The organism is Pseudomonas sp. P5_A2_2, from assembly GCF_054177685.1.
Window position 1 is genome coordinate 1 of record NZ_JBGCUL010000054.1, and the last position, 12,973, is coordinate 12,973.

General features: G+C 60.8%; 14 protein-coding genes and 1 pseudogene. All 15 read left to right on the forward strand.

Going from position 1 to position 12,973, the window contains the following annotated elements; genetic code table 11:
* Window positions 1–91: 91 nt before the first annotated feature.
* Entirely contained in the window at window positions 92–880 is a 789-nt protein-coding gene (locus ACXRVY_RS07265) for an ABC transporter ATP-binding protein (protein ID WP_223463615.1), read from the forward strand.
* Window positions 877–1,836, forward strand: a complete 960-nt coding sequence (locus ACXRVY_RS07270) for an ABC transporter substrate-binding protein (protein ID WP_223463616.1) — start codon at window positions 877–879, stop codon at window positions 1,834–1,836. The genes ACXRVY_RS07265 and ACXRVY_RS07270 overlap by 4 nt, the downstream gene beginning before the upstream one ends.
* The gene (locus ACXRVY_RS07275; protein WP_223463617.1) at window positions 1,833–2,843 is read left to right on the forward strand and encodes a FecCD family ABC transporter permease; all 1,011 of its coding nucleotides are present in this window, start codon (window positions 1,833–1,835) and stop codon (window positions 2,841–2,843) included. Before ACXRVY_RS07270 ends, ACXRVY_RS07275 begins: the two co-directional genes overlap by 4 nt.
* Window positions 2,844–3,040: 197 nt before the next feature.
* On the forward strand, window positions 3,041–3,463 hold the full coding sequence (locus ACXRVY_RS07280; protein ID WP_223463618.1) for a hypothetical protein: 423 nt from the start codon (window positions 3,041–3,043) through the stop codon (window positions 3,461–3,463).
* Window positions 3,464–3,801: 338 nt separating this feature from the next.
* Window positions 3,802–5,067: pseudogene (gene urtA / locus ACXRVY_RS07285) on the forward strand (urea ABC transporter substrate-binding protein).
* A gap of 163 nt (window positions 5,068–5,230) precedes the next feature.
* Window positions 5,231–6,733, forward strand: coding sequence for an urea ABC transporter permease subunit UrtB (gene urtB, locus ACXRVY_RS07290; protein ID WP_223463619.1), 1,503 nt, complete (start codon window positions 5,231–5,233; stop codon window positions 6,731–6,733).
* A complete protein-coding gene (gene urtC, locus ACXRVY_RS07295) occupies window positions 6,733–7,812 on the forward strand; it encodes an urea ABC transporter permease subunit UrtC (RefSeq protein ID WP_223463620.1) in 1,080 nt (359 codons plus the stop codon). Before urtB ends, urtC begins: the two co-directional genes overlap by 1 nt.
* Window positions 7,809–8,678: an urea ABC transporter ATP-binding protein UrtD gene (gene urtD, locus ACXRVY_RS07300; protein WP_223463621.1), complete on the forward strand. Its 870-nt coding sequence runs from the start codon at window positions 7,809–7,811 to the stop codon at window positions 8,676–8,678. The genes urtC and urtD overlap by 4 nt, the downstream gene beginning before the upstream one ends.
* A gap of 139 nt (window positions 8,679–8,817) precedes the next feature.
* Entirely contained in the window at window positions 8,818–9,516 is a 699-nt protein-coding gene (gene urtE, locus ACXRVY_RS07305; RefSeq protein ID WP_223463622.1) for an urea ABC transporter ATP-binding subunit UrtE, read from the forward strand.
* A gap of 30 nt (window positions 9,517–9,546) precedes the next feature.
* Window positions 9,547–10,386, forward strand: a complete 840-nt coding sequence (locus ACXRVY_RS07310) for an urease accessory protein UreD (protein ID WP_223463623.1) — start codon at window positions 9,547–9,549, stop codon at window positions 10,384–10,386.
* A 154-nt stretch (window positions 10,387–10,540) separates the two neighbouring features.
* The gene (locus ACXRVY_RS07315) at window positions 10,541–10,843 is read left to right on the forward strand and encodes an urease subunit gamma (RefSeq protein WP_007999380.1); all 303 of its coding nucleotides are present in this window, start codon (window positions 10,541–10,543) and stop codon (window positions 10,841–10,843) included.
* Between the two features lie 9 nt (window positions 10,844–10,852).
* Window positions 10,853–11,386, forward strand: a complete 534-nt coding sequence (locus tag ACXRVY_RS07320; RefSeq protein WP_223463624.1) for a GNAT family N-acetyltransferase — start codon at window positions 10,853–10,855, stop codon at window positions 11,384–11,386.
* Window positions 11,387–11,392: 6 nt separating this feature from the next.
* Window positions 11,393–11,926, forward strand: a complete 534-nt coding sequence (locus ACXRVY_RS07325; RefSeq protein ID WP_223463625.1) for a GNAT family N-acetyltransferase — start codon at window positions 11,393–11,395, stop codon at window positions 11,924–11,926.
* Complete coding sequence (locus ACXRVY_RS07330) at window positions 11,926–12,231, forward strand: urease subunit beta (protein WP_223463626.1); 306 nt, start codon at window positions 11,926–11,928, stop codon at window positions 12,229–12,231. The genes ACXRVY_RS07325 and ACXRVY_RS07330 overlap by 1 nt, the downstream gene beginning before the upstream one ends.
* 139 nt (window positions 12,232–12,370) lie before the next feature.
* Window positions 12,371–12,973 (forward strand): urease subunit alpha (locus ACXRVY_RS07335; protein ID WP_458237188.1); only part of this gene is annotated, 603 nt, incomplete at its 3' end.

Below are 12,973 nucleotides of genomic sequence, written 5' to 3' on the forward strand. Positions count from 1 at the left end.
GAGCAAGCTCGCTCCCACAGGGATTGCGTAAAACCTGTGGGAGCGGGCTTGCTCGCGATGGGGCCCTTGGCATCACCTCAAGAGCCACTGCATGACCTCGCTGAACCTCACAAACCTCACCTGGTCCCCACTGGGTCACGGCCATTGCCACCACCAGTTCCAGCTGCGTGACGCCTCGCTACACGTGGCCGCCGGTGAGTTCGTCGGGCTGATCGGCCCCAACGGCAGTGGCAAGACCAGCCTGTTGCGGTGTGCCTGGCGCTTCAGCAAACCGGAGCACGGCGAGGTCAGGCTCGATCATCAGAATGTCTGGAAGCAATCCTCGCGCTGGTGCGCACAACGCATCGCCGTGGTGTTGCAGGAGTTCCCTGACGCCTTCGGACTGACCGTCGAGGAAGTGGTCGCCATGGGTCGCACGCCACACAAAGGTTTGTTCGATGGCGACACGCTTGAAGACTCGAACCTCATCAATAAGGCCCTGGAGTCCGTCGGTCTCAATGGCTTCGAAAACCACGGCTTCGCCACCCTCTCCGGTGGTGAAAAACAGCGGGTCATCCTCGCCCGCGCCCTGGCCCAGCAACCACAGTTGCTGATCCTCGACGAGCCGACCAACCACCTCGACCCGCATTATCAGCTTGAGCTTTTAAGGTTGGTCAAGCGCTTGAACATCGGCACCCTGGCGAGCATCCACGACCTCAATCTGGCGGCGGCTTTTTGTGATCGGCTGTACGTGATCAACCATGGTCGTATCGTCGCCAGCGGCACACCGAAAGAAGTCCTGACGGCTGCGCTGCTGCGCAATGTGTTCGGCGTCGAAGCCCTGATCGATGAGCATCCACTGCACGGCTACCCACGAATCACCTGGATAACCCAACCATGACTTTGCGTTCCCTGCTGCGCTGCGGCCTCTCTCTCGTGATGCTGCTGGGCAGCGTCCAGGCGTTGGCCGAAGCCACCCGTTACCCGCTGACAATCAAAAGCTGCAACCGCGAGGTGACCTTCAGGCAGGCGCCGCAACACGCCCTCAGCCACGACATCAACATGACCCAGATGATGCTCGCCCTCGGCCTCAAGCCACGGATGGCCGGTTACAGCGGTATCAGTGGCTGGAAGGCCGTGACGCCGGAGATGCAGGGCACTCTCGAAGGCCTGCCGGAGCTGGCGGCCAAGTACCCGTCGGTGGAAACCCTGCTCAATGCCAACGTCGATTTCTTCTTCGCCGGCTGGGACTACGGCATGCGTATCGGCGGCGACCTCACGCCACAAACCCTGCAACCGCTGGGCATCAATGTGTATGAGCTGAGCGAATCCTGCGCCTTCGTAATGAAGCGCCCACCGGCCAGCCTCGAAGACACCTACAACGACCTGCGCAACCTCGGCAGAATCTTCGACGTGCAGGACCGCGCCAATGCCCTGATCGCCAGCATGCAGGCGCAAGTGGTGGATATACGCAAAGACCTGCCCGCAGAGAAACCGCGGGTTTTCCTGTACGACAGCGGCGAAGACCGGGCCATGACCTCAGGGCGACTGGGCATGCCGCAAGCGCTGATCGACGCCGCTGGCGGACGCAATATTCTGGAAGATGTCGACGCGAGCTGGACCCGGGTCAACTGGGAGAGCGTGGTCGATCACAATCCACAGGTGATCGTGATCGTCGACTACAGCGAAATCACCGCCGAACAGAAGATTCAATTCCTGCTGGGCAACAAGGCCCTGCAATCGGTGGATGCGATCAAGCACCAGCGCTTCATCGTCATCCCTTACGTGCAGGCCACGCCGGGGATCGATAACGTGCTGGCGGTCGCCACCCTGGCCAAGGGTTTCCACGGCGAATGATCAACCGTCGCTACGCTCTGTTGCTGATCGCCCTTGGTGCGCTGTTGCTGGTGTCGTGCGTGGTGTCCCTGGGTTTCGGCCCGGCGCGGGTGCCGCAGGATGTGGTGTGGCGCATCCTGTTGCACAAGCTGTTCGGTTTCGGTGTGCCGGACTGGAGCCCCGGACAGGAACATATCGTCTGGCTGATCCGCGTCCCGCGCATGCTGCTCGGCGCGCTAGTGGGCGCCGGGCTGGCATTGATCGGCGCGGTGCTGCAAGCGGTCACGCGCAACCCGTTGGCTGACCCGCATTTACTCGGCGTCACGTCCGGCGCGACCTTGGGCGCGGTGATCGTGGTGCTGCATGTCGGTGAGATCGTTGGCCTGTTGACCTTGCCCATCGCCGCGTTCATTGGTGCATTGCTGAGCATGCTGGTGGTGCTGATGATCGCCAGCCGCCACGGTCGCCTCGACAGTGATCGTTTGTTGTTATGCGGTGTGGCGGTGTCGTTCGTGATGATGGCGATTGCCAATTTGCTGCTGTTCCTGGGCGACCATCGTGCCAGTTCGGCGGTGATGTTCTGGATGCTCGGCGGGCTCGGGTTGGCACGCTGGGAGCTGCTGGCGGTGCCGACAGCCTGTGTGTTGCTCGGGCTGATTTTGCTGCTGGGCATGGCGCGACCGCTGAATGCGCTGATGGCCGGCGAACAGACGGCGGTGACCCTGGGCCTGAATGCTCGCACCGTGCGCCTGCGGGTGTTTTTGATTGCCTCATTGATGACCGGGGTGCTGGTGTCGATCAGCGGCTCGATCGGTTTTGTCGGGCTGATGGTGCCGCACATTGCGCGGCGTCTGGTCGGCGCTGAACACCGAAGATTGCTGCCGGTGTGCGTATTGCTCGGCAGCGTGTTTCTGGTCTGGGTCGACGTCGCCGCCCGGACACTGATCGCCCCCGAAGACTTGCCCATCGGCGTTGCCACTGCGGCGATTGGCGGGTTGTTCTTCATCGGCTTGATGCGACGTCGTTAACGTCATCTTTAATTAAAAAGTTTCAAAATTGCATTTACGCCTGGAAAAACCTCGTATTGAGTTAACGCTTAACAAGTTCACCATCATGTTCATACTCCGCTCTCGCGAGTTCAACTGTAAAACGCTCGCGTACTTCAACGACGATTATTCCTACAAATCAATCGCCACAACTCCTACAAGAGCGAAAAGAGGTAAACATGTTCAAGAAGCTCATCGCATCCATCGCACTTGTTTCAGCCCCCGCATGGGCAGTGCAGCCCCCCTTTACTGGCGTTGACTACAGTGGCCGGTATCAATGTACCGGAATGGACAGCCATATCGGTGCATTTGAAGGTGTTGTCGACATGAAGCTCAATATCGAACAAAGTACCGGCGAACACGGTGCCTACGGCTTTACGCTAACGTTGCTCGACAACTCCCGGTATGACGGATTTGCTGCCGCCAATTTGAGTTCTCTGGCGATTTACTTTGCCCATACGGATCCGTCACTCAAGGATTACGGCGTCGGGATTGCGAAAATTGCTACAACCCCTGACGGGAAAACTTCATTCACCAAGTACTACTACGGCCCGGAGTACGAAGGTGGCGGACATGGTTTTGAAACCTGCATTAAAAGCTGACATTCGTCGTTCACAAAGCTGATACCCATTGTTGAATCCTGTGGGAGCGAGCCTGCTCGCGATGGCGGTATTTCAGTTAATGCCGATGTTGTCTGACCCAGCGCCATCGCGAGCAGGCTCGCTCCCACAATTGATCGATGCTACCCGCCCCAATCTGGCGCACCTCTTCGCACCAACGCGCCAGACACGATCCTTCATGGTGCGCCACCAAACCCTTCAATCGCTCTAAAACGACATTTCCCTGCCTTTTGCCGACCGGGCACAGCCCTTGCAAAACACACCTTCAGTAGTCCGCATCTGCCAACCAAGAAAACTCATAAGTTCATGGAGATCGCACAATGAAGCGTCGCAGTTTGATCAAGGCTTTCACACTCTCGGCAAGCATCGCCGCGATGGGCATGACCTGGACTGTCCAGGCCGCCGAGACCATCAAGGTCGGTATTCTGCATTCGTTGTCCGGCACCATGGCGATCTCCGAAACCTCGCTTAAAGACATGGCGTTGATGACCATCGATGAAATCAACGCCAAGGGCGGCGTGAACGGCAAGATGCTGGAACCGGTAGTCGTCGACCCAGCATCGAACTGGCCGCTATTTGCCGAAAAGGGCCGGCAGTTGCTGACTCAGGACAAGGTAGCGGTGGTGTTCGGTTGCTGGACTTCCGTGTCGCGCAAATCGGTACTGCCAGTGTTCGAAGAACTCAACGGCTTGCTGTTCTACCCGGTGCAATATGAAGGCGAAGAAATGTCGCCGAACGTGTTCTACACCGGCGCCGCGCCGAACCAGCAAGCGATCCCTGCCGTTGAATACCTGATGAGCGAGGAAGGCGGCAGCGCCAAGCGCTACTTCCTGCTCGGCACCGACTACGTCTACCCGCGCACCACCAACAAGATCCTGCGTTCGTTCCTGCACTCCAAGGGCGTGGCCGACAAAGACATCGAAGAGGTCTACACCCCGTTCGGTCATAGCGATTACCAGACCATCGTCGCCAACATCAAAAAATTCTCGGCGGGCGGCAAGACAGCGGTTATCTCCACCGTCAACGGCGACTCCAACGTGCCGTTCTATAAAGAACTGGCCAACCAGGGCCTGAAAGCCACCGACGTTCCGGTCGTGGCGTTTTCGGTCGGCGAAGAAGAACTGCGCGGCATCGACACCAAGCCACTGGTGGGTAACCTGGCGGCGTGGAACTACTTCGAATCGGTCGAGAACCCGGTGAACAAGTAGTTCGTCGATGACTGGAAAGCCTACGCGAAGAAACACAACCTGCCGGGCGCCGACAAGGCGGTGACCAACGACCCGATGGAGGCCACTTATGTCGGCATCCACATGTGGGCGCAAGCGGCGGAAAAAGCCAAGTCCACCGACGTCGACAAAGTCCGCGAAGCCTTGGCCGGCCAGACCTTTGCCGCGCCGTCCGGTTACACCCTGACCATGGACAAGACCAACCACCACCTGCACAAGCCGGTGATGATCGGCGAGATCCAGTCTGACGGTCAGTTCAACGTGGTGTGGCAGACCGAAGGGCCGATCCGCGCCCAGCCGTGGAGCCCATTCATCCCGGGCAACGACAAGAAGCCGGAGTATGCGGTGAAGAGCAACTGAGCCACTGGGTGTCGGCGCYAGGCACGAAGCCTGAGGCCGACACAAATCCCTGTGGGAGCGAGCTTGCTCGCGATGACGGCGGTACATTCAACATCACTGTGACTGTACGACCACTATCGCGAGCAAGCTCGCTCCCACAATGTCCGCGTCAAGGCGACTATTTATGCCCACCGCCCTTTATCGCTTCATCTTGACCATTGCAATGCTGTTGCCGATGGCCACCCACGCCGGTGACGCCGAAGACTTCGTCGCCGCCAATCCCGTGCAGCAGGCCAAGTTGCTGGAAACCTGGGCCGCGCAGCCCGATCCTGCCCGTATCGAGTTGATCAACGCCCTGCAACAAGGCGAGTTGACCCTCGACGGCCAACCGAAAACCCTGCGCCTGAACAACCGCCTGCGGGGTCTGATCGATACGGCCCTGGCCAGTCACCAGTTGCTCGCCGCCGACGCCAAACTCCGTCTGGCCGCCGCGCAGCAATTGCAGAAAAGCGCCAAACCGGCGCAGTTGAAATTCCTTGATCAGCAACTCGCTGGCGAACAAGACGAAGGCGTTTACGCAGCATTGGGCCTCGCCCTGGCCAACCTGCAACTGGTGGATGCCGACCCGGCCGTGCGCCTCGCCGCTGTGCGTCTGCTCGGCGAAACCGGCGACCCGCTGGCCCGCACACGCCTCGAAAACCTGCTGGAGCCGGGCGTTGAAACCGACGCGAATGTGCATACCGCCGCTGAAACCAGCCTCGCTCAAGTCAAACGCAAACTGCTGGTCGGCGAGATGCTCGGCCAGGCATTCAGCGGTATGTCGCTTGGCTCGATTCTGCTGCTCGCCGCCCTGGGACTTGCGATCACTTTCGGCCTGCTCGGCGTGATCAACATGGCCCACGGCGAGATGCTGATGCTCGGCGCCTACTCGACCTATGTGGTGCAACTGATGTTCCAGCGCTTCGCCCCGCAGGCCATCGAGTTCTATCCGCTGATCGCGCTGCCCGTGGCGTTTTTCGTCACCGCGGCCATCGGCATGGCACTGGAGCGCACGGTGATTCGCCACCTCTACGGCCGTCCGCTGGAAACCCTCCTCGCCACCTGGGGCATCAGCCTCATGCTGATTCAACTGGTTCGCCTGGTGTTCGGTGCGCAGAACGTCGAAGTGGCCAACCCGGCCTGGCTGTCGGGCGGCATTCAAGTGCTGCCGAACCTGGTGCTGCCGTACAACCGCATTGTCATCATTGCCTTTGCGCTGTTTGTGGTGGTGCTGACGTGGTTGCTGCTGAACAAGACGCGCCTGGGTCTCAACGTGCGGGCAGTCACCCAGAACCGCAACATGGCCGCCTGCTGCGGCGTACCCACCGGGCGCGTGGACATGCTCGCCTTCGGCCTCGGCTCGGGCATCGCCGGCCTCGGTGGCGTGGCCCTGAGCCAGATCGGCAACGTCGGCCCGGACCTCGGCCAGAGCTACATCATCGACTCGTTCCTGGTGGTGGTGCTCGGCGGTGTCGGTCAGTTGGCCGGTAGCGTGCTGGCGGCGTTCGGCCTGGGGATCGCCAACAAGATTCTCGAACCGCAGATCGGTGCCGTGCTCGGCAAGATTCTCATCCTCGCGTTGATCATTCTGTTCATCCAGAAACGTCCGCAAGGTCTCTTCGCACTCAAAGGACGGGTGATCGACTGATGAACCAGCCCCTGCTCGTTACCGCGACCAAAAAAGCCGGCCCTAAAGTCTCGATTGCCGTCGGTGCAGTGATCCTCGTTCTGCTGTTGGCGCTACCGCTACTGTCGTTGTTACCGGTCGACAGCACACTGCATGTTTCAGCCTATACGCTGACGCTGGTGGGCAAGATTCTTTGCTACGCCATCGTCGCACTGGCGCTCGATCTGGTCTGGGGCTACGCCGGCCTGCTGTCCCTCGGCCACGGCCTGTTCTTCGCCCTCGGTGGTTATGCCATGGGCATGTACCTGATGCGCCAGGCCTCGGGTGATGGCTTGCCGGCGTTCATGACGTTCCTGTCGTGGACCGAAATGCCGTGGTTCTGGACCGGCACCAGCAGTTTCCTCTGGACCCTGTGCCTGGTGGTATTGGCGCCGGGGTTTCTGGCGTTGGTGTTCGGTTTCTTCGCCTTCCGCTCACGGATCAAGGGCGTGTATTTCTCGATCATGACCCAGGCCCTGACCTTCGCCGGGATGCTGCTGTTTTTCCGCAACGAAACCGGCTTCGGCGGTAACAACGGCTTCACCAACTTCCGCACCATTCTTGGCTTTGGCATCACCGAACCAGGTACCCGCGCCGTACTGTTTTTCGCCACGGTGCTGTTGCTGGTGGCGAGCCTGTACATCGGCTGGCGCCTGGCGCAAAGCAAGTTCGGACGGGTGCTGACCGCGCTGCGCGATGCGGAAAACCGCCTGATGTTCTGCGGCTACGACCCACGCGGATTCAAGTTGTTCGTGTGGGTGTTGAGCGCGGTGTTGTGTGGTCTGGCCGGTGCGTTGTACGTGCCGCAAGTGGGGATCATCAACCCGAGTGAGATGTCGCCGACCAACTCCATCGAAGCGGCAGTCTGGGTAGCCCTCGGCGGGCGCGGCACGTTGATCGGTCCGTTGCTCGGCGCCGGTGTAGTCAACGGCATGAAGAGCTGGTTCACCGTGGCGTTCCCCGAGTACTGGCTGTTCTTCCTTGGCGCGTTGTTCATCGTCGTGACCCTGTACCTGCCCAAGGGCGTGATCGGTCTGTTGAAGAAAAGAGGTGAGCAATGAGAATCACTGCAACCGCTGAATTCATGCTCGAACCGGCGTTTTTTCCTGTGGAGCCCAACAAGGACGCCGGCAGCAGCCGCGATGCCATCGGCCTCGGCCAGCGTGTCGGCCCCGGCCTCAACACCCGTCACGGCACCATCCTGACCCTGGAAGACATCAGCGTCAGTTTCGACGGCTTCCGCGCGCTGAACAATCTGAACCTGTACATCGGGGTCGGCGAACTGCGCTGCATCATCGGCCCCAACGGCGCGGGCAAGACCACGCTGATGGACGTGATCACCGGCAAGACCCGCCCCAGCCAGGGCAAGGCCTGGTACGGCGAAACCCTGGACCTGACGCAAATGAGCGAAGTGCAGATCGCCCAGGCTGGTATCGGCCGCAAGTTCCAGAAGCCGACGGTGTTCGAAGCCCTGACGGTGTTCGAGAACCTGGAACTGGCGCAGAAAACCGACAAATCCGTTTGGGCCAGCCTGGGGGCGCGCTTGAACGGCGAGCAGAAAGACCGCATCGCCGAAGTGCTGGAGACCATTCGCCTGACCTCCTCGGTCAATCGCCCGGCGGGCCTGTTGTCCCACGGCCAGAAGCAATTCCTGGAGATCGGCATGTTGTTGATGCAGGACCCGCAATTGCTGTTGCTCGACGAACCGGTGGCGGGCATGACCGACGCTGAAACCGAGTTCACCGCCGAGCTGTTCAAGAGCCTGGCCGGCAAGCACTCGCTGATGGTAGTCGAACACGATATGGGCTTCGTCGGTTCGATTGCCGACCACGTCACCGTGTTGCACCAAGGCAGCGTGTTGGCAGAGGGATCGCTGGAGCAGGTGCAGGACAACGAGCGGGTGATCGAGGTGTATCTCGGTCGTTAGACCTGCAAATACATAACCTGTGGGAGCAGGCTTGCCCGCGATGACAGTGTGTCAGACAACAAAAATATTGGATGTGCCGCCCTCATCGCGGGCAAGCCCGCTCCCACAGGGTTCTGTGTAAAACAGAAGGAATTCGAACATGCTGCAAGTCGACAAGCTGCACCAGTACTACGGCGGAAGCCACATCCTGCGCGGCCTGACATTTGACGTGAAGGTCGGCGAAGTCACCTGCCTGCTCGGGCGTAACGGCGTAGGCAAGACCACCCTGCTCAAATGCCTGATGGGTTTGCTGCCGGCCAAGGAAGGCGCGGTGAACTGGGAAGGTAAACCGATCACTGCGTTCAAGCCGCACCAGCGTGTGCATGCCGGCATCGCTTACGTACCACAGGGCCGGGAAATCTTCGGCCGCCTGACCGTGGAAGAAAACCTGCTGATGGGGCTGTCGCGCTTTCCCGGCAGCGAAGCCAGGGAAGTCCCTGCCTTCATCTACGAACTGTTCCCGGTGCTGCTGCAAATGAAGCAACGGCGCGGCGGCGACCTGTCCGGTGGCCAGCAACAGCAACTGGCCATTGGCCGGGCGCTGGCCAGCCGCCCTCGTCTGCTGATCCTCGACGAGCCTACCGAAGGCATCCAGCCGTCGGTAATCAAGGAGATCGCTGCCGTGATCAAAAAACTCGCAGCCAGGGGCGACATGGCGATTCTGCTGGTGGAGCAGTTCTACGATTTCGCCGCCGAACTGGCTGACCAGTACCTGGTGATGTCCCGAGGCGAAATCGTGCAGCAAGGTCGCGGGGGAAATATGGAAGCCGAAGGTGTGCGCGGTCTGGTTACGATCTAATCTGTAGCGTCCTGACGATAATTAAAAATCATGAATTTACCTGCCCAAACAACGCTGTTCACCCCGAGCTGGTACGCCGAGCTGGAGCTGGGTTACGCCCGCTTCGGCGATAGCACACGTCCGGTCCAGCGCCGCCACTTGGGTCCGCTGCGGGTACAGAAACATCTGTATGCCGAAGGGCCTGAAGTCTGCCAACACATCATCGTCCATCCGCCAGGCGGGATTGCCGGCGGTGACCGGCTGGATATTTCAGCCCGCGTCGAGCGCGATGCCTGGGCACAGATCACCAGCCCCGGCGCGGCCAAGTGGTATCGCGCCGCCGGCCCCGCCTATCAGCAGCTGAAGTTGAAGGTGGCAGCCGGTGCGACACTGGAATGGCTGCCCCAGGAGACGATCATTTTCAGCGCGGCCCAGGCTGAACTCAGCACCTGCATCGACCTTGAAGACGATGCACGGCTGTTCTATTGGGACGTCGTGGCGCTGGGCCGGCCGGCCAGCGGCGAGCGCTTCGACCTTGGGCACTTCCAGGCACATCTGGATATCCGCCGCGACGGCCAGTTGCTCTGGCATGAACGCCAGCGCATTGTCGGGGCGGACGGTTTGCTGGATTCGCCCATCGGGCTGGATGGGCGACCGGTATTTGCGACCTTGTTGGTGACGGGTGAGATCGACAGCGAACTGCTGGAGACCTGCCGTTCGCTGCCCAACGATGTGCGCGGGGATTTGACCCAATTGCCGGGGTTGCTGGTTGCCCGATGCCTGGCCAGTGAGGCGCTGTTGGCGCGGGGGTGGTTGATTGAATTGTGGCGATTGCTCAGGCCGGCGTTGCTCGGTCGCGAGGCCGTGCCACCCCGAATATGGAACACCTGACACCGATTCCTGTAGGAGCTGGCTTGCCAGCGAAGCTTTTGGCGTCGGCAAGTACGCCTTCGCTGCGATGCGGCGACCCGACAAGCCAGCTCCTAGAGGGGGTCGGCCTGACAAATTCAAGACCTTTTCAACTGCCGAATATGGACTCTCAACGATGGACCTGACCCCACGCGAAAAAGACAAGCTGCTGATCTTCACCGCCGGCCTGGTGGCCGAGCGGCGTTTGGCTCGCGGCGTGAAACTCAATTACCCGGAAGCCATGGCCTACATTTCCGCCGCATTGCTCGAAGGCGCCCGCGACGGGCAGACCGTGGCCGATCTGATGCACTTGGGCACCACCCTGCTGACCCGCGAACAAGTGATGGAAGGCATCCCGGAAATGATCCCGGAAATCCAGGTCGAGGCCACCTTCCCCGACGGCACCAAACTGGTCACCGTCCACCAACCCATCGCCTGAGGCCGCGCCATGACTTACCACATCCGCGATGCCGTGCATGCCGACCTGCCAGCCCTCCGCGACATCTACAACGACGCGGTGCTCAACACTACGGCGATCTGGAACGAGCAGGCGGTCGACCTCGGCAATCGCCAGGCCTGGTTCAGCGCCCGGCAATCCCAGGCTTATCCGATTCTGGTGATTGTCGATGCCGACAACTCGGTGCTCGGCTACGCCTCGTTCGGCGACTGGCGACCCTTCGACGGTTTCCGCCACACCGTCGAGCACTCGGTCTATGTACGCAGCGACCAGCGCGGCAACGGCCTCGGCCCACAACTGATGCAAGCGCTGATCGAGCGCGCCAAAGGCTGCGGCAAGCACGTGATGGTCGCCGCCATCGAAAGCGGTAACGCCGCCTCCATCCGCCTGCATGAGCGCATCGGTTTTATCACCACCGGGCAAATGCCGCAGGTCGGCACCAAGTTCGGTCGCTGGCTGGACCTGACTTTCATGCAATTGACCCTCAATCCCGGCGCGCAACCACCCGCAGCCAACAAGGAGTGATCGCCCATGAACCCCGCCCAACTGCGACGCGTCAACGTTGAAAGCTTTGCGCATTACCGCCAGGGCCTGATCGACCTGCTGCTCGATGCCGTCGGCTATGGCGCCAGTGTCGGCTTCATGGCTGACCTCAATGCTACCCAGGCCCACGCGTATTTCGATGAGGTCCAGGACAACCTGAACAAGGGCAGTGTGTTGCTGTGGGTGGTGGTCAAGGACGAGCAGGTGCAGGCCAGTGTGCAGCTGGGTCTGTGCCAGAAGGCCAACGGCCTGAACCGTGCCGAAGTGCAGAAGTTGTTGGTGCGCGAACACGCCCGGCGTCGCGGTCTGGGCCAGCAACTGATGAGCGCTCTGGAGGCCGCCGCCCTGCAGCATAAGCGCGGCATGCTTTACCTCGACACCGAGGCCGGTTCACCCGCTGAAGACTTCTACAAATCGCTCGGCTACACCCGCGCCGGCGAAATTCCCGACTACGCCTGCGACCCGAGCGGCCGCTACAAGCCGACCGCCCTCTACTACAAGATTCTCCAAGGAGCCCATTGATGATTCCCGGTGAATACCAGATCCAGCCCGGCGACATCGAACTCAACGCCGGCCGGCGCACGATCAGTCTGAAAGTGGCCAACAGTGGTGATCGGCCGATCCAGGTCGGYTCGCATTACCATTTTCTCGAAACCAACGACGCCCTGACCTTCGACCGCGCCGCCAGTCGCGGCATGCGCCTGAATATTCCTGCAGGCACCGCGGTGCGCTTCGAACCGGGGCAGAGCCGCGAGGTCGAGCTGGTCGACCTGGCCGGGCATCGCCGGGTGTTCGGCTTTGCCGGCAGGATCATGGGTGACCTGTAAGTAATTCGGTGTCCGCTCAGCCCCCTTCGCGAGCAGGCTCGCTCCTACATGAGACCGCGATCAAATGTAGGAGCGAGCCTGCTCGCGATAGCGAGTAATGCGAGCGATCTCAAAATCAATTGAATTCCAAGGCGAACGAATGAAGATTTCCCGTCAAGCCTACGCCGACATGTTCGGCCCCACCGTCGGTGACAAGGTCCGTCTGGCCGATACCGAGCTGTGGATCGAAGTGGAACAGGACTTCACCACCTACGGCGAAGAAGTGAAGTTCGGTGGCGGCAAAGTCATCCGCGACGGCCAGGGTCAGAGCCAGTTGCTGGCCGCCGAGGTCGTCGATACCCTGATCACCAACGCGCTGATCATCGATCACTGGGGCATCGTCAAGGCCGACGTCGGCCTCAAGGACGGACGCATCGCTGGTATCGGCAAGGCGGGCAATCCGGATGTGCAGCCGAACGTGACCATCGCCATCGGTGCCAGCACCGAAGTGATCGCCGGCGAAGGCATGATCCTCACCGCCGGCGGCATCGACACGCACATCCACTTCATCTGCCCGCAGCAGATCGAAGAAGCGCTGATGAGCGGCGTGACCACCATGATCGGTGGCGGCACCGGTCCCGCCACCGGCACCAATGCCACCACTTGCACTTCCGGGCCGTGGCATCTGGCGCGCATGCTCCAGGCCGCCGACGCCTTTCCAATGAACATTGGTCTCACCGGCAAAGGCAACRCCAGCCTGCCC

Coding starts and splice junctions, on each gene's coding strand:
- ACXRVY_RS07325 (WP_223463625.1), top strand. CDS start 11,393: ATGAACCCCGCCCAACTGCGACGCGTCAACGTTGAAAGCTTTGCGCAT.
- ACXRVY_RS07320 (WP_223463624.1), top strand. CDS start 10,853: ATGACTTACCACATCCGCGATGCCGTGCATGCCGACCTGCCAGCCCTC.
- urtD (WP_223463621.1), top strand. CDS start 7,809: ATGAGAATCACTGCAACCGCTGAATTCATGCTCGAACCGGCGTTTTTT.
- urtE (WP_223463622.1), top strand. CDS start 8,818: ATGCTGCAAGTCGACAAGCTGCACCAGTACTACGGCGGAAGCCACATC.
- ACXRVY_RS07275 (WP_223463617.1), top strand. CDS start 1,833: ATGATCAACCGTCGCTACGCTCTGTTGCTGATCGCCCTTGGTGCGCTG.
- ACXRVY_RS07265 (WP_223463615.1), top strand. CDS start 92: ATGACCTCGCTGAACCTCACAAACCTCACCTGGTCCCCACTGGGTCAC.
- urtB (WP_223463619.1), top strand. CDS start 5,231: ATGCCCACCGCCCTTTATCGCTTCATCTTGACCATTGCAATGCTGTTG.
- ACXRVY_RS07310 (WP_223463623.1), top strand. CDS start 9,547: ATGAATTTACCTGCCCAAACAACGCTGTTCACCCCGAGCTGGTACGCC.
- ACXRVY_RS07280 (WP_223463618.1), top strand. CDS start 3,041: ATGTTCAAGAAGCTCATCGCATCCATCGCACTTGTTTCAGCCCCCGCA.
- ACXRVY_RS07315 (WP_007999380.1), top strand. CDS start 10,541: ATGGACCTGACCCCACGCGAAAAAGACAAGCTGCTGATCTTCACCGCC.
- urtC (WP_223463620.1), top strand. CDS start 6,733: ATGAACCAGCCCCTGCTCGTTACCGCGACCAAAAAAGCCGGCCCTAAA.
- ACXRVY_RS07270 (WP_223463616.1), top strand. CDS start 877: ATGACTTTGCGTTCCCTGCTGCGCTGCGGCCTCTCTCTCGTGATGCTG.